We start from the raw sequence: 20,883 nt of genomic DNA on the forward strand, positions 1-20,883 counted from the left end.
TTCCGGTTTCATTCATAAGTTGTCCGTTCTGGACAGGTTATGGGTAAAGTCACAAAAATTGTCCTCTTTTTGAATTACAGATAATGACTATTAGCTGGAATATGAACAGCATACGACATCAGTACCAAAACCAAAATCGGAAATACGGTAAAATCAAGACAACTTCAGCGTTTGGGAGCCATTCATGCCCTCGCCGTTTCCTGGAATGAATCCTTATCTGGAACATCCGATGTTTTGGTCAGAATTCCACAGTCGCCTGATTGTAGAAATGTCCAATGCGCTGATCCCAAGTTTGCGCCCCAAGTACTATATCGGAGTGGAAACGCGCACTTACACCGACGCAGGTGAAGAAGAATTGCTAGTCGGCATTCCCGATGCCTTAATATTGCCCTCAGCAGAGCGTCCAGAAAAGGCTCGATCGTCGGAAGCATCAGAGGTTGCCGTACAAACGCGCCCTACTCAGATTCGCCTCCCTGTGCCCGTCGAAGTCCGAGAGCGGTATCTAGAAGTCCGGGAAGTCGGAGCGAATACGGTTGTGACGGCGATCGAGATTCTGTCCCCCAAGAACAAGCGTAAAGGCAAGGGGCGAACTGCATACGAGAAGAAGCGTCAGCGAGTTTTGGGCAGTCTGTCTCATTTAGTTGAGATTGACTTACTGCGGGGAAATCTACCGATGCCGATGACTGGAACGACTCAAAGGGTTGATTATCGAATTGTGGTCAGTCGAGAATCTAACCGTCCCACCGCAGATTTGTATGGCTTTAGTCTGCGAGAAGTCATTCCCCACTTTCTCCTTCCTCTGAAGCCAGAAGATGCTGAGTTAACGGTTAATCTGCAAGACATTTTTAATCGTGTTTACGACTTCGGTAGCTACGACATGCGGATCGATTATCGACAACCCGTTCCGCCCCCTGCCTTGGCGCAAACGGATCAGCAATGGGTGGATGACTTACTTGCTCCACTGCGGAGTCCGTGATGCCGAAGTCACTGCCTGAAAAGTGTCGCTTGTGTGCGAAGTTGCCTGCACCCGAAGCAAAACAGCTACATGGCGAGGCGGGTGATGGCTGTTGGGAGTCACGGGTCTGTCCCAATCGGCGATCGTATGCCCGACATCGCGACCGACGCAACCAACAACGCAATCAGAAACGCTGGGCACAACAAGGCAGAATCACGGTTCAGTTGACGGATCAGCCTTTGGAGGAAGCGACGATCGCACAAATTCGAGAACACCCTGGCATCAAGCAAATTCAGTTTGACACTCAGTTGCCGGATGTCGGCTATTCTGCGGTGCTGCAAGTGTATCGACGGGCAGTGGATGCGCCTTTAGTTGCCATTTCTGGAGAAGTCTGGCGCGGACGAATTAAAGAAGCAGACATTGCCCCGATTTCCTGTGCGACACTGACTCCCCGGCAGGTTGAAGTCTATGTGGAGCGATTGTTGCAGAAGTTGACGGAGCTTTATGGCGTTCGTAAGTTTGCCGCCCTGGAAGAACTGGACCCTCAAGCTTGTCCATTGCCGTCGCGATGAGGAACACGGATGACTCGTAAGCGACAGGTTGACTGGTCAAACCGAGTGGTGCAACTGGATCTGTGGAGTGCTTTGGAAGTCGCTGAGGAACTGCCAGAAGACGCGGATCTACAAGAGATCTGGACTTCTCTGGACATTGCTCTCGAAGCGTTGAGTATGCGCGCTCAATTGACGCTGGCAGGAGAAGTGATCGCTCGTCTAGCTCAAATCATTCAAGACCGCGCCTGGCTAACTATTTCAGAACTTGACCAGCTTAGGAATACAGAAGGGCCGGTGATGCCGCCTGGGGCATTTGATCGCTTCGTGCGGCAGTCGATGCAGATAGACTTTGAGCGATTTGTGGAAGCGCCGCTTGTACCACCGAGAAGGGTTCAGGAAGTGACTCAGGCTGAGTTTCCTGATGATGGTCGCTCTGTGGTGGTAGAACTGGATCAGGCTGCACTTCTAGAGGCGTTGGAGGCGGAAGTTGAGTTTGATTTGCCGCAGACTTTTGAGCAAGCAATCTCCTTGGCGCACAGTGAGAATGTTCAGGAGTGGGATGAGGCGATTCAGCAGTGTTTTGCTTCCCAGACTGATCAGTTGATGCGGTTTCTGGAACTAACGAGGGTGATTCAGGAGAGGAGTCAGGAGAAAGGGGAGGAACTGGGAGCGATCTCGGTGCAAACCTGGTTAGCACTGTTGTTAGGCGACTACCAACTGGAGCAGCGGGGAGCGTTTTATCAAGCAGAAACCCTTTGGGCTAGGCGAGTTATTGAAATCTCAATTGATAGTAGTGGTACCGGACTTCTGAAGATGAATAAGCCATACTGAACACTTTCGATAGGAGAGGAATTGTTGGATTAGAAATAGGTTAGGGCTGATTTGTGGCGTTAGATGTAGAGATGATCTCGATCTATGAGTCAGTTGTCTTCACAGCATCCTATTTAAGTAAACTTTCTTAGGCCGTGGACTGACGAGCAATTTTGAAGCTCGACATGTTTATCTATATCATTCAGAGATATTGCCCAAAGATACGTCTCTACATTGAGGTTGTGATGATTTGCGTGTATGAAAAAAGTTTCGGTGCATTCTAGCCCTTACTTGGTCATAATGAAACAGCTTATGCGTTGATTTAGAAGTCTTCGCGCAATCTCAGAAGTGGCAGGCTGAATGACACAGCTTATTCTCAACTCAATGAACTCCCATCATCCTGGTAGCAAAGTGATCCCTGTCTTTGCAAGACATGAAACTTTTCACGTTAGGTTTGGCTGGCTAAAAAAAGGATTTGATGCTGCCAGCCATGACCCAGAGATTTTTCTGCGAGAAGATGCCTCAGTGCGGTTGGGGGTCGGGAAAAATATGGTGAGGTCTATTCGCTATTGGTGTTTGGCTTTTAAAGTCTTGGAGGAGCAGGCGACGTTACGAGGGGTCTATCCAACTGAATTTGGTCAACGGCTTTTAGATAATGAGGGGTGGGATGCGTTCCTTGAGAATCCAGCATCTCTGTGGCTACTTCACTGGAATTTACTGAAACCTGCTTGTTTAGCAACTGCATGGCACTTCTTCTTTAATTCATTCCGACCGATCGAGTTCTCTACAGATGATGCGTGTGCTGCGCTTAACGACTATTGCAACATTTTCACAGTAAAAATTGCAGATTCTTCACTTAAGAAGGATTTAACCTGCATTTTGAGGATGTATGTGGAGCAGGAAGGTAAGTCTACGGCAAGCGAAGACTCTCTTGACTGTCCTTTCACTGCGTTAAATATTCTTCAGACAGCAGGCGAGTCAGGGCGGTTTGCGTTTCGGATGGGTGCAAAGTCTGCGCTGCCCTCGGAAATCATTGTTGCTGCTTGTCTAGAATTTGCAGCCTGGTCGGGCATGTCCCAAAGAACGATCGCTCTATCTCGGCTGACGTTTGATCAGAACAGTCCTGGATTGGTGTTTAAGCTGACGGAGAATGCGATCGCCGTTGCGATTGAAGACGTTTCTCGATCGTGGAGTACCATTCAGTTGCGCGAAACGGCTGGGCTAATTCAAATGTCCTATAATCAAGCCCCTGATGAATTGTCAGCACAGTTGCTCAATCGTTACTACAACCCCCTAACTTAGAACGTATTCTTGCTTAAATCATGGCAGCAAAATCTCTCTCCCGATTTTTCAAGCTCAATCATCGCTATGCTCGCTCTGTTAATCTGGAGCGTGATCTAGATAATCCATCGGCGTTGAGAGGATATGTGCTGACAGAACGGGCTATAGATGCTCTAAGACGAATTTTGCAATCGATGGTTCTTGAGGGTGAGAATCGAGCATGGACACTGACTGGAGTGTATGGAACTGGAAAGTCAGCTTTTGCACAGTTTCTAACTGCATTGTTTGCCTCAGCAGGAGGGACAGCTCATCAGCAAGCCCTAGCAATTGCGGTTCAAGCCTTGGGCAAAGATAGTCCAGACTATCAAGTTCTTGTCGAGAAAGTGGTCAAACATGGCTTATTTAGGGCCGTTGCCACAGCTCAACGTGAGCCACTGAGCCATACAATTCTTCGGGCACTTGATCGAGGTGCAGCTTGTTTTTGGGTAAACGATCTCCAGAAGCCACAGATTGCCTATCGACTCGCTGATCTTGCGATCGAGGTCGAAGCGGGAATGCAATCGATTGATAGTCGCCAAGTGTTGCAGCTTTTGAAAGAGGTTGCTCAATCTGCCAAAACCGATATTCTCCTGGTGATTGATGAGCTTGGGAAAATCTTAGAGTACACAGCGCAGCACCAGACGACAGATGATTTATTTTTGCTTCAGCAACTTGCAGAACGTCCTCGTACTCAGGTTGGTCAGGTGTATGTGATTGGCTTACTACATCAATCATTTGCGGATTATAGCCATCGCTTAGGATCAGCCGAACGGAACGAATGGGCAAAAATTCAGGGACGCTTTGAGGACATTCCATTTACAGAGTCGCCAGAGCAACTGACTCGTCTAATTGGCGAAGTGATTGATCGCTCTTCAGCCGATGGAATGAGTCATATCATTCATCAACGGGCAGAAGCTTGGCGTGATCGCTTATACCAGCTTGGCACCATTCGAGAAATTCCAGCAAACGTGTTTACCTATGCCTATCCGCTACATCCAATTACGGCTTTAGTTTTGCCAAGGTTGTGTACCCGATATGCTCAGAACGATCGCTCACTATTTACGTTCTTGACTAGTTCTGAGCCTTTTGGATTTAAGCAATTTTTGGAGGACTCGGTTGTGCAAAACAATTCGATTCCTATGCTCAGACTGCATCAGGTCTATGACTATTTTGTAGAATCAGTCGGTACGAACTTAGCTTCTCGCCCCAATTTTCAGCGATGGGCAGAGGTGCAAGGGTTGATCTCTGATGTGCGGCATTTGGATGAGGATAGTTTGGGTGCGCTCAAGACGATCGGCATTCTCAATTTAGTGACTGCAACGGGTGTAATGCGGGCGAGTCGGGAACTTGTTGTTCTTGCTCTATGCAATCATCCCACTGGAACTAGAGAACAGCGCCATTGGGAAAAGGTAATTGACCAATTGCAGGCTCGTGGGCTAATTACCTATCGTAAGCAACTAAATGAACTCAGAATCTGGGAGGGATCGGATTTTGATGCTGATGCTGCGGTGACCGCTTGGATTGAGCGAGAAAGGCTTTCCCTCGCTGAAGTTTTGATGAAATTCTCACCGCTTAAACCGCTGGTTGCTCAACGTCATAGCTATCGAACTGGAACGCTTCGCTACTTTGAACGGCGCTATCTAGACCGCAGTCAAGACCTGACGAAGCTAGTGTTGAGCGATCGCACAGCAGATGGGTTAATTGGCTATTGGGTAGATGAGAGAATTCCTGATCAGGTGCCGTCCCAGACCGCAGATGGAAAGCCTTTTGTAATCGTTCCAGGGACACAATTAGAGACCCTGCGAGGTCGATCGTTGGAGTATGCAGCGCTGAAGCACATTCAAGCCCAGACGAAAGCACTAGCGACTGATGGAGTCGCGCGACGAGAGGTACGATATCGTCTCATCCAGGCGAAACAGCTTTTAGACGACGGACTTCAGCAGGCTTTTGCAATGGTGAATCAGAAAGTTTGGGTGGAAGGTGAGCCGATTGAAGTACTGAGTATGCAAGCATTTCAGGCGATATTATCGGGGCGATGCGATCGCATTTATGACAAAGGCTGGACGTTGTGGAATGAGTTAATTAATCGTCGAGAACTCACCACTCAGGGAGCAAAAGCGCGACGGGAACTGTTGGAGGCGATGTTGGTGAGAGCTTCACAAGAGCAGCTTGGGCTGGCTGGGCAGGGGCCAGAAGTCAGTATGTATGCGTCTTTGTTAGTCCAGTCTGGAATTCATCGGCGGGAAGAGGGAGTCTGGGGATTTTATCCGCCAAGTCAGCCTGCACTTCAAACAGTCTGGGATGCTATCTGGCAGTTTTGTCGGGAGTCGAAGCATGAGGCGCGATCGCTGAGTCAACTCTATACAGCTTTGGAGACGGCTCCGTATGGTCTCAAGCGGGGTGCAATTCCAATTTTACTTGCTGCCGTTCTGCTGCACTGTGCGGAAGAAGTCAGCATTTACAAAGATGGAACTTTTATTCCTATTTTGGGTGCGGAGCATTTTGAGTTGTTGGTGAAAGATCCGGGGCGGTTTGCGGTTAAGTATCTTGGTTTTTCGGGACTGCGGGCGCAGATATTTGAGCGTCTGGAGGCGATGCTGGTGGGCAGTGCTGTCATGGGAAAGTCGGGAGTTCGCAATGGAAGCCTGCTTGCGGCGATGAAGCCATTGTTTCAATTTGTGCGAAAGCTGCCACCGTTTACAACGAAAACAACCCGCTATCTCAGTCCGATCGCGCAGTCTGTTTTACGGGCAATTGTGCAAGCGCAGGAGCCAGATAAGCTATTCTTTATGGCTTTGCCTCGGGCCTGTAAGGTTTCTGCGATCGAGGTTGAAGCTTTGGAAAGCAAGAAGTATGCAGATGAGTTTTGTCGGCGGTTGCAGGCGGCCTTACAAGAAATTCAGATGGCTTATCCTGAGTTACTCAAGGATTGCAAGCTGAAGCTGTATGAGTCGTTTGCTGTGAGTGGGGAGATCGATAAGTTGAGGGAGGATCTCAGGGTGCGATCGCGCCATTTATTAAAGCAGTGCATCGATCCCGTGTTGAAGCGGTTTATAACCGCGGCGATCGCGGATCAGCCTAGTGATCAGGAGTGGCTCGAAGCGGTGCTGATGATCATTGCAGATAAGCCTGCGGAGTCATGGACAGACGATGATGTGGCAGGATTTGAAGCGGCTTTGCAGGAGTTGGGTCGAAAGTTTAAGAATCTAGAGGCCTTATCAACAGATATGGAGGCGCGATCGAAGGAGGGATTTGAGGTACGGCGAATTACGATGACTCGACCGGATGGGCAAGAGGTCAATCGACTGGTCTGGATGGATAAGCAACAGCAATCGCAGGTGGATGATGTAATTTCAGAGCTTTTAGCGAGGACGAGCTTTAGAGATAATCTTCAACTTCAGCAAGTGCTGGCGGCTCGATTGGCGGAGGCCGTTTTGGGAGAGAATAAAAAAGCAGTTTCAACTCCCAAGCTCAAACGACAGCGCAAATCTTCTTAAATTATTGCGGATGACTGGCGCTGTTTTGAAGGCAACCATTAGCGGTTTATAGAGGGTGAATCTTTGGAAGAGTTGCGGCAGGTTTATCAGGCTGAAACCGTGGAGTCTGTCTTTTGATAACAAGTAGAGCGATCGCCGTCAATGCGGGCGAAATGTCTTTGAGTCACTAAAATTCTAGGTAAGTGCCAAAATCGCTACTGAGATCAGCAAGTGAGTTTGTTTATTCTTCTGAGTGATTTTTAGGAAGATCTGGCGCTCTGTTGATCAAAGGTATTGGCTGAAACCATTGGTGATTAGGCATTTTTACAGAGAAGCTATAGCAATATAGCAATGTGACCATTGATAAGTTCACCAGAAATTTATAAAAATGCTGTGATTCTTTATGTTAGTACGAGTGTTTAATTTGGGATAAATTGTTACAACGAAACAAGTCCGATAGGATTTGGGGTGCAATTCGCTTCTCATCACGGCTGCACAGGTATTCATGCTTCTGCGATCGCGATCGATAATCTATAGACAGCATTCTCCGTATTTTCCTACGGGCGTTAGCAAAGTCCCCTGTTTACGCTTGGTTGTCGAATGAGAGAAATCACGGAGCTACTTGAGTTTCTAACTCATCAAATGACAATGGCGGCCGTTTATCAGCCTGCCATCATTTTGTATTTGCTGACGCGGAATGGATTTGCGACGCGGGCCGAGTTGGCGAAAATGCTTAGTGGTTATGATGGCTCAGACTTAAGCCTTTGGGATCGAGTGTTAATGGATGCACCAAAAAGAGCTTTAGTTGGTGGGCATAACATTGTGGATTATGACAAGGGAAGTCAAATATTTAAGCTCGAATTCAATTTGCATAATTCAGCTCTCGTTACTCAAGCGCAAGAAATCTGCATTACTAAAATCGATAGTTGGATTCACAAAAGAATTTCGTCTCAAGATATCTCTGAGGAAGAAGCACTTCGCTTATATCGAGTATTAGAGATCGCCAAATCTCAGGTTCCCTATCAAATTGCAGAAACGTCTTTTGAAATGGACGAATTTGCACTAAAAGCAACGCTGAAGAAACTTTATCAACGCTACCCCGACAAAAAGATTACACAGCAATCCTATGAGTCACTAGGATTTGACATCTTGGTAGGCAGCGTCGAGCAGGCAATTTCTTATGTCAAGGTCAAGGCAACACAGCACATTCAACCGATTTTTTATATCAGTGAAGCAGAAAGACGATTTTCTCTAGAAAATTCAGAGAAATTTCTTTTGTCAGTTATCTATCAAATCAATCTGCAAGCAGAAACCTATCAAGTCTTCATGCGTCAGGGAGCAATAGATTACAGCAACTTTGGAATGACTGCAACTCAGTGGCAATGTCGATTACTCAGCCCTGACTGACACCAACAAGCAACATAAAAGCGCAGGCATGAAAAGGTAATAAAAGCAGTTTGGGGATCGAGCAATGAGGCAGAATGAAGTTCGACACATTTTAGGATTGTCAGGCGGAAAAGATAGTACAGCACTTGCCATACTGATGCACAAGGAAGTACCTGAAATGGAATATTTCTTCTGCGATACAGGAAAAGAACTTGACGAAACCTACGAATATTTAGAGCGCATTAAGGCGCGTCTAGGCATCAAGATTCAGTATTTAAGTCCCGAACGCGGTTTTGATCATTGGTTAGATGTTTACGGTGGGGTTCTGCCGTCACCCAAAATGCGATGGTGTACGAAACAGCTAAAAATTAAGCCTCTTGAAGCTTTTGTTGGAGAAGATGAAGTAGTCAGCTATATCGGCATCCGAGCAGATGAAAATCGCGACGGTTACATATCAACCAAACCCAATATCAAGCCTGTTTATCCATTTAAGGAAAAAGGGTTAGTCAAAGCTGACATTTTTCAATTGCTTGAAGAATACGGTATTGGGATGCCCGAATATTATAAATGGCGAAGCCGTTCAGGTTGTTTCTTCTGCTTTTTTCAGCGCAAATATGAGTGGGTTATGCTTGCCCAAGAACATCCCGATTTGTTTGAGCAAGCCATTCGCTACGAACAAAATCACAAAGATGGGCGACATTACACTTGGACACAGGGCGAGACGCTACAAGAACTACTAGCCCGAAAAAGGGAAATTATTGCTGAACATCACAAAGCATTGAATCGTAAACAACAGACCGCGCCCAATCGTCCTTTAGCGGAGGCGTTAGCTGATGTTTTAGATGATGAAGATGATTCATTGCCCTGTCTAGTATGTCAACTATAAAAACTCCCTAACCGTCTGAGCAGAATGTCCTCCATTTGATTCAATCATTCTATTTTTTGCCTCCATGCTCAAAATTCAACTTAGCTTTCACACGTCATTTGCCCTTAAAAAAGAAGACTTACTCAAAGTTTTTGAGGCTGCATCCGAAGAATCTGGGCTAGAAGGTTCTCTAGAAGAACGTATGGAAAAAACTGGATTAGGAAACAAGAAGGTGGGCCCAATGAAAAGTTGGGCGGTACGTTCTGGTCTAATGTCTAGCAAGACTCTAAGCCCTGAAGGAAAGCTTGTCTGGAAGTACGATTCTCGACTTAAATCACTCAACACAGACTGGCTAATGCACTTTCATCTCAGCTTGGGTGACAAAGGACTTCAAACCACTCCCATCAACCCCGCCGATTGGGGCGGCTGGACATACCTTATCTACAACTTCCTCCCTCAAAACCGCGCCTTCACCACCGAAAACCTCACCTACGAAGCCAGCACCCACTTTGATGACGACGATAAACTTATCGCCAAAAACTACCGCTACGCCCTTCGTGCCTACATCGAAAGCGATGCGATCGCCGCCTGCAAAATCCTCACCAGCCCCAGCAAAGACAAATTTCTCTCAGGCAACCCCCAACTCCCTAACTCAAACATGGTTGGCTATCTCCTCGCCAAACTTTGGCAGCGCGACTTTGGCAACCATACCTCCATCCTCACTGAAGACATTCTCAACCATCCAATGGGACTCCCAAAAGTCCTCAGCATCGACTCCGAAACCTGCCAAGCCCAACTCAATGCCCTCGAAGCCAAAGGCATCATCGAACAACGCTGCACCGTCAGCCCCTTTCAGGTCATCCGTCGCTGGCAACACCCTTTAGAACTTCTGGAGGCAGCTTATGCAGCCCACTGACATCAACCTCAAGCAAGCCCAACCCATCGATCGACCTCACCTCCTCCTCTGGCAAAACCCCAGCCCCATCGAGATCTGGAACATCGCCTTTCAAAATAACGCTCAGGAAATCGACTACCGGACTGATCTCCTCGATCGCATCTCACCCGATGCCAACTTTCTGATGCTCAACAGATACCTCGATCGTGAATTCGATCGACTCCGTACCTTCTGTGCCGAAAGCCCCAAGCCGATCGTTCTCCTCAAAAACTTTGACTGCTTGATTACCTATCTCATTGCCAAAGACCCCAACAGCCAAGACTTTTTCTGGCGCAAACTGTTCGATCTCAATCATCTACAAGGCATCCTATGGATTGTCCTGCCTCCCACCCTAGTTCCTGCCCACTGGTCTGAAACCCGCACCCAACGTATCCTCACTCTGGCTCTGTAGATTATGCTAGTCACCGATTCCGCACTGCTCAAACACCTCGTCAAAGTCAGCGAAGACGGCTTCATTGCCAACGCTGTCAGCCTCGATATGATGGCAAACCATCAGCAAAATATCGACCTCTGCCGGGGTTTTGTCTTCAACTACAACCCAGAGAAACCAAAGGAATCGACACTTGGCATCCTCGAAGTTTTGCGTCGGAGCTATCACAGCCCCAACGAACCAAACATTCACCTCATGGTGCAAGACTTCGGCAAAGGCAAATCTCACTTTGCTCTCACGATCGCTAACTTCTTTAAACAACCCTTCGAGAGTGAAGAAGTCCAAGGCATTCTCGCTCGGATTGGAGACGCAGTTTCAGGCAAATCCAGAGCGCCCCTAGAAAGCCTGACCACCTACAAGCAGCGCAGCAAGCCTCATTTAGTTGTTTGCATCAGTGGTGAACGGGTTGGCGATCTCAAACAAGCCTTTCTCCGCGCCCTACGTGAAACACTCGAAGCCGAAGGCATCACCGATACGATCGCCCAACAACTCGTTAGCGCTCCCCTACAATATCTCAAAGGACTCACTGCCGAAAAGCGCACTAAAGCAGACGCATATCTGGTGAGTCAAAACTTTGATGGTGACATAAGCTCCGTTATTGGGCTTTTAGAGAATGATGACTATCAACAAATTTCCATCGTTAAAGAGATGAGCCGGGCGATCGAGGGGTTTCCCATAGATTTCAATGCTGATCTGGATGTAGAAAGCAGTCTGGAAGAATTGCTCACCAAACTGTGTAAAGGAAGCAACGCTCGATTTGAAGGAATACTTATTCTATTTGATGAGTTAAATGCTTATTTGAGAGGCTCTTCCGCTAATGCAGCATTTTTGAAGAGCCAGATTGCTATACAAAACATCACAAACATTTGTGAACGGCACAAAACTTACATTGCACTGCTCTGCTTTTCACAGGTACGACCCTCTGGTGATCAACAGGCAAGTTTTAGCGATCGTAAAAACTATGAACGCTATACCACTCGCGTCGAACAAGCTACCAGTACTTACGAACCCAAAGCCAGCCTAGAACTAGTTTTGGACAACCTCATTCTAGAAATATCCAAATCGACTTGGCAAGTATTCCAAGACCGATGGGATGGCGCATTGCTGGGCGAAAGTCAAACCACATATGAACGGTTTATTACCGCTTACACCCCTCGTAACTTTCCATTTACTGACTTCCATCGTCACCTCACGATGGGTTGCTTTCCCCTTCATCCTCTAACAACTTACCTTCTCTGTAATTTAGGCTTTGCTCAGGGACGAACTGTTGTGCAGTTTATCCACAAAGAAGTCAGAGAATTTATCAACTCAGAACCTATTGAACTAAACGGTGTTCTCAATTTCCTGCATCCCCACCGACTGATCGACTTCTTTGGAGACGACAACCTCACGCAGCATTCTGTCTATCCTGAATATCGCAAAGCCTATGATGAGATTGTAGGCTCGGCTGCCCCAGAAGAACTCATCGTTCTAAAAGCACTCTTCCTTTACTACGTTGCAGGTGATCTTCTCAAGAAGGGAAACAACACCGAAAAGCAAGATCGGATCTCTCATAATGATCTACTTGCTGTGTTAGCTGGATTCTCAAAATCCAAAATCAAAAGCATTCTGGACAAACTCTGCCACGAAGCACAAGTCATCTACCACAATACTGGAATCCAAACCTACCGATTTTATTCAGGCAAAGGGTTGCTAGAACTTAAAAGACTCGTCGAAGATAAAACCGTCAGATTCTTAGACGGAAAAACGCTACGGCTCGATGAAGTTGTTGAAGAGTGTGGTCGTAACTCAAAAACTTATCTTGGGGGACAGACCGTCACTGCCGACCGATTTATTGCAGAAAATCGCCTACTTGCAGAAGATTGGCAGTTTGGTTGGAAAGTGATCAGCCTTGACGAACTTCCAAGAACTCTAGAAAGCCAAAGGCTGCTTCATGACTCAGATAAACGAGGACTACTTTTGCAAGTTGTTGCAGAAACCGAGCAAGAACTTCAAGATCTGAGAAAACAGGCAGTTCAACTTTTGCAAAAGTCTTCTTTTAGCCATCGGCTTGTCATTGCTATTCCTCGACGAGGTGTAAAATCCATCGCAAGACTACTCGTTGTGAGATATCAGTTAACGCATCTTGACCCAGGAGAGAAACGAGAATACGATCAGGCCTTTCAACAGTACTTGCAACAGCTAGAGGATGACATTTCAAAAAGCTTGAAAGAAGTCGTGCAAGACTCCACATTGCACAGTATTGTCTCTGAAAAAATCCCTCTGTCCGATCGTAACAAGCCTCACACTATCGTGAGTATGCTACTAGCTGATCTCTATCACTCTGCTCCAACTGTAGACGGCAAAGACACCATGAAGTCAACCAGCACCGCTGGGCGACAAATCATCAGCTTTGCAGCAAAGCGTCTTCTCAGCAACGACCTCAAGCCACAAACCCTTCCAAATCGGTCTTACGAAAATCTTCTTAATCCAGTGATAGTAAAGCTTTGGGGTCTGTTAAAAGCCACCAGCCAAAGCTATATCGTCCAGCCCCCAACCCAGGACAAGATCAGAACTGCCTGGGATAAAATATCCGACCTAACCGACCTTGAAGACAGAGATGAAAAGCGAGTAGAGATTGCTAAAATCTGGCAAGCGTTATCTGATGCCCCCTACGGCTACAATGAGTTATCTTTCACAATTTTGTTTGCTGGTTGGTTAGCATTTCATCGTTCAGAAGTTTCTCTACATGGCGGATTTGGTATTCCGCAAAAAAGAACCGAGCAGGTTTCAATCAAATCTGCTTCATTAAAAGAATGGTCTTTAGAGACAAATATCTTAGATAAGCCCGGAGATTTTGTCTCTAAATGGATTTTGCAAAATGGCACACGTCCACAACTCATTCGTCGCAAGCCTCTAGAGATTAATGTCCCCGACTCCGTAGAGTATGAACAGGCTCAACAGTATTTGCAGAACCTCGATTCTGTATTGCAAGCAAACACGTTAGAAATAGCTAAACAGGAAGAAATCAGAAGAAAAGTTGAGCAACTCATTAAAGGTATTGCAGCCGTTGAAGAATGGCTACAGCCGATCGCTCACGCCGAGAATTGCCTCAAGGCTCCACAGCTAGAAAGCCTCATCCAGATTTTTTCTCAGCTATCAGCCCAATACAAACAGGAATTTCGCTCTGGCTTGACGGCTGTTTGTTTATCTCAGGCGTTGCGCGATCGTCAGGTGCAAGTTCAACGAAAGGTTGGAGAATCGATCGCACAGCTAGTTTCAGATTTGAGCGATCAAGTGACTCAGTTCAAGACGGCTGAAGAATGTAGTGTCTATAGAACTCAGGTTCGCGCCTCGATCAATGCTTTACAGCAAGCCTCTAATCTACCTTCCCACCTGATGGAAATGCTAGAAATTGCTAATAAAAAAGCAGAAGATTGGTTAGCCAGAGTACAAGAACGGCAGCAACTAGAAGATCACCTAATGCAAGTTCAAGTCCTGGCTCACAACTTAGAAAGTGATGCCACTCAACAGGAATACCTGATAACAAAGGTAAAAATTGAGGCTCTTGCTCAGGCTCTACCCGCCATAATGTCTGAAGAGTCCTATACACAAACTCTTCAGCAAATTGATCAAGACTATCGTGCGCTAAACCAAAAAATTGATATCTGGTCAGAGGAATCGATCGGGCTTGACAGCACCAAATGCCTGGCCAAGATTCAAGAAGTCATTGGGCAGAAACGCCGTTTCACAGAACCAGAAAGCTTACAAAAAGTAGAGGAGTTGATTAAACGCCTAGAAGTCAAAGTGCATCAAGGACAACGCTTAGATGACTCTCATCAAATACTTCAATCAGCGTTGTTTCCTGCGAAATCAGCACTGCAACGAATTCGAGATCTTGAGATTGGGAAGCTTAATTATATTCTCCAGGCGTATGACGCTTTACAGGCGATCGCATTACCAGGCGTAGATACAACGGTTGACATAACAGAATATCAAACTCAGCTTACTCAGCTAAAGCAATCATCTACCAACGTCATCACAGAAAAGTTTGATGCAGTGTATAGTCGTCAGCTTAGACGTTTAGAAGAGTACGATGACCTCAATGTGCAGCTTGATCAATACATCGCTCTACTCACAGCTTATCCAGCCTTTTCTGAAGTTGTTACTAGACTGCAAGAAACTGCTAAAGCGCTAATACAACAAAATCAAAACTTAAAGTTTCAAGCAGAAGAACAGCGAAAGCGCGATCAAGATGATCAGAGGATTCAGGCGATTCGAGACAAATACAAAGCTTCCAAAACCAATACGGTTGTCTTCCTCGAAGAAGGCATCAACGCAATACAGTCGCTACAGCCTCAGCTACATAACCCAGAGGTCAATCACTCAGAGTTGGCGCAAATTCTTCACTCACTTCAGCAAAAACTCAATAGTCATCATGCAAAACTTCAGGAGAACAGAAACCGCTTGGCTTCAATTACCACTTCTCAAGAACTCAATCAAGTTCAAGAAGAGTTGACGGATCTGGTATCAATCTTTAAAGAGTCAAGCCAGGAAAAAACCTGTCAAGCCCTACAGCAGCAGACAACGGAGTTAAAGAAAGACTTTCAGCGTTTATATGATTTAGAGACGCGATCAAAGAACCTCTCAGCCGTCACAGCAATTCAGCAGGCATTAGAAGCGATTGAGGCAGAACAAGTAAAGTTCCATAATCTACCTAGCTTTCAACCTCAGATCGCTGCGCTTCGAGAAAATCTACAGCAGCAGATTCAAAGATATGCAGACCAACTAGAAGCTTTGCGACTGCGGCTAATCAATACGGTAACCAGTAAAGCTGCTGACGCTCTGCGAGATGAATTACTCAAAAAAGATTCTCACTATGCGGGCGGAGAGTTAGAACAAAACTACCAGGCTTTGCTTGAAGAAGTAAACCAGTTAGTAGCATTACTTCGCGTCGGTGAATCTATCAGACGAATAAACACGATCGGTGACTGCCGTAAGAACCGCGATCGATTACTTCGTTGGCAGGAAGCCTGCCCAAACCTGACTGAGTACCTCCTTAATCAAGCTCAGAGCCTCAGGGCTTTGTTGGAAAGCAGCGAACAAACGCTTCGACAAAAGCAAGTTTCTAATGCTGAATCAGGGTTGCGTGAGCTTGAATCACAGGCGTTTGAAATGTATCGCTCTGAAAGTGAATCCAAACGGCTAGACAGCGCTACGCGATTGCTCAATAAGATTGAAGCTTATCGAAATGAGTTTCTTGAATACCTGACAATCGACCAGCAAAACTCCCTAGAGCGTATTCAAGGTTCCTGCACAGAGGAACAGGAGAAAGATAGCGCCAATGAGATTATCTTGAAGTTTCAGCAACTATCTCGCCCCAGACGCGAGGAAGTCTACAAAAAACTGGCTCAATACCTGACTTACCTAACGGAGGACTTCAATGGCTGACATTATCAGAATTGGGGAGCTTGCCAATGACATCGAGCGTGAGATCATCAGATACTTGGATGGGAATTTGTCTGATGACTATGTTCTTATCCATAACTTGGAGCTTAAAAGTAGTAGCGGAATCTATGAAATAGACCTGGTTATTATTGCACCCCATTCTATCTTTGTTGTAGATATCAAGGGAACGGGTGGTCGGGTTGAAATCATTGAACCCAATTGGTATCCCGAAAATCGTCAATCTTTTCCTTCACCTGTCAAAAAACTACGGCATCACGCCAAGACGCTCAAATCTCTCATTGTTTCCGCGAATCCAGCCCGCAGAAGAGTGCTGAATGATGTCCACGTCCAAGAAGTCGTGCTTATGGCATCCGAAGACTCTTTTGTAGTTGATAAGACAGGACTGGATGAAAAGTCAGTGGTCTCCGTAAAGGACTGCCTCAAATATTTTAAAGACTTGTCTCATATTCCAGCACATCGCCTGACAGACATTCGACCGTTTGCTTTAGATATCAAAACTACAATTCGTGGCAGAGCCGAAGCACCCAGTACGGTTTGCTATGGGGATTGGCAAATTGAGGAGGAATTGGGGGGGAATAGCCAATACACTGAATATCGCGCTATTGGCAGATCGATTGCAAAACGGGGTCTGACGACCCGACTGAGGGTGTATCCAATCGACCTCTATCAAGATACTGCCACCCGTGAGAAACAACTTCAGTTGATGACTACTGCGTATCGAGCCGTCTTTCGATTGACGCATGATGGTATTCTCAAGGTTCAAGACTGTATCGAGCCTGAAGAAGGCGATCGCGTTGTTTTAGTATCTGAAGATATTGCTGGGCAGGTTCTCAGACAACAGATTGAGCAGAATCAGCAGTCCTTCACGCTCGATCAAAAGTTAGGCTTCATCCGAGAAATTCTAATTGCGCTGAACTATGCACATAAGCATGGAGTCATTCATCGTAACATTACACCTGATAGTTTTCTAATCACAACCCAAAAGCAAATTCTTCTGACAGGATTTGACTATGCTCGAATTCAGAATCACGGTAGCTCCATCGCTGATGACATTGTTGATGCCCTGGACGCTTACACTGTTTATCAGGCTCCTGAATGTCATCATGACCCAGCAAAAGCTACTGTTGTGTCTGACCTCTTTGCAGCAGGACTTGTTTTTTACGAACTGCTGACTGGAAAGCGAGCATTTGATCATGCACAGCAAATGGTAGATTCTCAAGCTGTCTTTCTCAACTTGCCTTCTAAGCTCAATGCTGAAGTTTCTACAGCGATCGATAGCTGGTTACAAAAATTCTGTAAGATCAAACCGTCAGATCGATATGAAAGTGCTAGAGAGGCGCTAGATGAATTAATACCTATAGCTAGTGAACAGCACTTTAAAGCGTCGCTACCTCTAGACCTGACAAATCTTCTCCCTGGAACGCTGCTTGATAATCATTTTCTGATACGGAAACGTCTTGGTAAACCAGGTAGCTTTGCTGTCGCCTACCAAGTTTTAGATACGTTGCGAGGTGTCGAGCGTGTGATGAAGCTCGTCTTACGCGATCGCTACTCAGTCAGTGAGCGACTGCGACAAGAATATGTGACACTTGAAGAACTTCCAGAGCACCAGCATGTTGTCAAAGTCCGATGGGGTGGCTATCTTAGAGACGAAACACCATATATCATCTTTGATTATCTTGAAGGGCGAGATGTTGATGATTTGATTGCTCAACAGCAGTTGTCAGCGGACGAAGCGTTGAAAATCGTGAAGCAAACCGCGCTGGGGCTTGCTCATCTCCACAATAACGGCGTTTATCATCAAGATATTAAACCTTCTAACCTGCTATTAACTAATCAGGGAATCCGCATTATTGACTTCAATATTGCAGTTTCAGAGCAGGAAGAAATTAGTGCAAACGCTGGTACTCGGCGCTACATTCCACCTGATTTTAACTTTTCGGCGGAGTTAGATTCTAGTGACCGTATCGATCGAGACTTATACGCTTTAGGAATCACTTTCTATGAATGTCTGACGGGTGGGCACTATCCTTTTGAGGAAGCAGTTCCCCCTACAGGCAAAGAAATGCGTGATCCAAGAAGCTTTGATGCCTGCACCGATCTAGAAGAGAGGCTTGTTAAAATACTGATGAAAGCGACTGCACCTCAAAAATGCAATCGGTTTTCATCGGCTATTGAGTTGGTAAATGTACTGGAAGCGATCTGTTTCCCCATCACTACAACTGCTGATGCATCTGTCGAACATTCTATCGAACATTCTGTCGAACATAGTAATCTTGCTACCTCATCTGACCAAACGGCTCAGGATATAGAAATTGTGTCTGTAGAAGCACAAATTGATGTAGAAATTGGCATTTCACCCAATTACGAAATTCATGCAGTTAAGACTGATGAATCCTTAGATAGCTACACCATTGACTTCCAACAAAGTGTTTATGGAAACGGCTCTGGAAACGGACGTGGCTCTTTCTCATCCATAAGATATAACGCCGATTCTAAAGTGGTTTTAGATCCAACAAATTTGTATCCAGTCCCTCCAGATTATATTGCGGTCACTACTGAGCGTCAGTGGGTCGAGAAGTTTTTTGTACTAGAAGGAAGCTTCTGGGTCAGGGGTGAAAGCCTGTGTACATGGGCTGAAGCTTGGTTACGTGCTCACGACAAGGCATCAGCGATCGTTGAGGTTAAGCAAAACCCTCGCACTTGCTTGGAGGCGCTTCTAGCACCTGTTGAGATTCCCAGTGAATGGAATGCTGAGCAGATTATCGACTGGTCTACTCGGCTAGATAGTTATTCAAGTGAAAACTCGATCGCTCACTTGCTAGCGGATGCACAGCCTGAACATCGCAACATTTGGCTAGGTGAACCGTCTCACCAGCATTTAGCAAATTGGCTTTCAGTTCAACTACCTGGTGAATATCAAGTCTTTGAACAGGTCTGGCAGCAGCGCATCAAAGCCCAAAATCATTCATTCAGTGAATTCTATGGTGTGACAGATAAGAACCAGCTTTTGAAACAGTGGCTTGGGTTAACTGGTAAGAAAGACAAACGACTGGGGCAATTTCCAGTAGAAATTCCAGACTCAGTACGTGAGGAATTTACTCGATTTTGGGATGAAAAACTAATTCAAACCAAAGGAGCTGTGTTAGAGCAATGTTCGTCAGACCCATCTCCAGAAATGGCATACATTGCTACTCGTGCCTACAGATTGCTCAAAAAACATCCTCACTGGATCACCCATGAGCGCAAGGACAAGATTTACAACCATCTCAGTTTTCAGCAACAGCAAGAAATTACGTCTCAGCAGCCCCCTCAACTTCCTAACATGCTCAAGGTAGATGCAAACCTTGCAGAGGCACTGAATTGGGTTACTCAAGGTTATTTACCCTTTCGAGGTTGGGAAACTACAGCCTCTCCTCAAGCGGAGTCCAATCAAAGTGAATGCTTGGCGGATTCATTTGTTGATTGGCTCGTGAAGCAGTATCCTCAACTACGAGAAGATAAAGTTGAGCGGTCTGTATTAAACTACAGCGTTGCCTCCCTTGTGCAAGAATTGTGTGAACAGCACCCCGTTCTCTGGGTTGTTGTAGATGGATTAGGCTGGCGCGATCATGAGGAGCTACTCCGCTACATTACCAAAGATCAAGCCTTATCGACTACAACTGCACTTGAACCCAGAATTAGCATTCTCCCCACAAAGACAGGTTATGCAAAATGGAGCTTGTACGCTCAACTGCCACCGGATGACTCTTTTTGGGAAGAACGCGCTGGTAAAGCTTTTCCATTGATGCTCAAAGGGAAAAAATATCGAGGAGAGCGGTACACAGACTACACAAAAGATACTCTAATTCGCGATCTAAAAGAGCAGAAGTATCAGCTTTACTGCTGGGACACAACTTGTTTAGATGAACTGTATCATCGTGAACGTGACTGGCAGAGTCTCCATAACCTTCACCGTCCTCACATGCTGGAGCTAATCGCTAAACAGATTCTAAGTTTTGTCCAAATGTATCCAAACTCTGATCAACTCAAAATTGTGATTGCTAGTGATCATGGTCAGTTAATGGGATGCTCTTCTCAGTTGACAGATCTACCCCATAACATACAGGCAAAAGGGCGAATCGCGCTGGGTAAAGTAAACGATCCACGCTTTATAATTCTTGAAGCTGATCGCTTTAGGCTACCGCAGGACATTAGTGTTGTCCGAGGAACTGGATATTGTAGCGGTAGCGGTTCAAATGTTGGGTTTCACGGAGGATTATTCCCCGAGGAAGTCATCATTGGTGTCTCTGTATTGCAGCAAAAGGTAGAACGCAATCCGATCGCAGTGCTCTGTGAAGGAACAGGAAAAGCAGGGCAAGATGGAACCATTGATATTCACTTTCATAACCCGAATTCGCTGCCGCTGACCAACTTGAAGCTCTACATTGAAGAGATAGAGGAATTAAGGAATGGATTATTGCTTGAATCAAGGATTTTGCCTGATCAAGAAATAACCTTAACAATTCCCCTCGCAAAGTGTCCAGAGTTGCCGCCTACAGAGTCAGAAAAATGCATTAACTTAACGGGTCGTGTAGAATTCTACTTTGCAGATACAGAGTGTGGAAAAAGTTCTATTAGCCAGAGATCTAAGTTAGTGATTAAACAACTTTTCAGCAGTGGATTCGATATTGACGATTTCTTGTAG

General features: G+C 45.9%; 11 protein-coding genes. All 11 read left to right on the top strand.

The window, feature by feature from the left end; all coding sequences use genetic code 11:
• Positions 1-184 precede the first annotated feature (184 nt).
• The 11 genes from ACKFKF_RS12805 (at position 185) to mads6 (ending at position 20,883) form a co-directional block, all read left to right on the top strand.
• Complete coding sequence (locus tag ACKFKF_RS12805) at positions 185-976, top strand: DUF4058 family protein (RefSeq protein ID WP_446868056.1); 792 nt, start codon at positions 185-187, stop codon at positions 974-976.
• Positions 976-1,527: a hypothetical protein gene (locus tag ACKFKF_RS12810; RefSeq protein ID WP_446868057.1), complete on the top strand. Its 552-nt coding sequence runs from the start codon at positions 976-978 to the stop codon at positions 1,525-1,527. The genes ACKFKF_RS12805 and ACKFKF_RS12810 overlap by 1 nt, the downstream gene beginning before the upstream one ends.
• A gap of 9 nt (positions 1,528-1,536) precedes the next feature.
• Positions 1,537-2,337, top strand: coding sequence for a hypothetical protein (locus tag ACKFKF_RS12815; protein WP_446868058.1), 801 nt, complete (start codon positions 1,537-1,539; stop codon positions 2,335-2,337).
• A 363-nt stretch (positions 2,338-2,700) separates the two neighbouring features.
• Positions 2,701-3,618, top strand: a complete 918-nt coding sequence (locus ACKFKF_RS12820; RefSeq protein ID WP_446868059.1) for a DUF4007 family protein — start codon at positions 2,701-2,703, stop codon at positions 3,616-3,618.
• A gap of 20 nt (positions 3,619-3,638) precedes the next feature.
• Positions 3,639-7,133 (top strand): hypothetical protein, encoded by a 3,495-nt coding sequence (locus ACKFKF_RS12825; RefSeq protein WP_446868060.1) that lies wholly within the window; start codon positions 3,639-3,641, stop codon positions 7,131-7,133.
• 579 nt (positions 7,134-7,712) lie between these two features.
• Entirely contained in the window at positions 7,713-8,519 is an 807-nt protein-coding gene (locus ACKFKF_RS12830) for a protein NO VEIN domain-containing protein (protein ID WP_446868061.1), read from the top strand.
• Positions 8,520-8,583: 64 nt separating this feature from the next.
• Positions 8,584-9,384, top strand: coding sequence for a phosphoadenosine phosphosulfate reductase family protein (locus tag ACKFKF_RS12835; protein ID WP_446868062.1), 801 nt, complete (start codon positions 8,584-8,586; stop codon positions 9,382-9,384).
• 64 nt (positions 9,385-9,448) lie between these two features.
• A complete protein-coding gene (locus tag ACKFKF_RS12840; RefSeq protein WP_446868063.1) occupies positions 9,449-10,279 on the top strand; it encodes a hypothetical protein in 831 nt (276 codons plus the stop codon).
• A complete protein-coding gene (locus tag ACKFKF_RS12845) occupies positions 10,266-10,709 on the top strand; it encodes a hypothetical protein (RefSeq protein WP_446868064.1) in 444 nt (147 codons plus the stop codon). Before ACKFKF_RS12840 ends, ACKFKF_RS12845 begins: the two co-directional genes overlap by 14 nt.
• Positions 10,710-10,712: 3 nt before the next feature.
• Positions 10,713-16,178, top strand: a complete 5,466-nt coding sequence (locus ACKFKF_RS12850; protein WP_446868065.1) for a hypothetical protein — start codon at positions 10,713-10,715, stop codon at positions 16,176-16,178.
• A complete protein-coding gene (mads6, locus tag ACKFKF_RS12855) occupies positions 16,171-20,883 on the top strand; it encodes a methylation-associated defense system protein kinase MAD6 (protein WP_446868066.1) in 4,713 nt (1,570 codons plus the stop codon). The genes ACKFKF_RS12850 and mads6 overlap by 8 nt, the downstream gene beginning before the upstream one ends.

The organism is Phormidesmis sp. 146-12, from assembly GCF_052939495.1.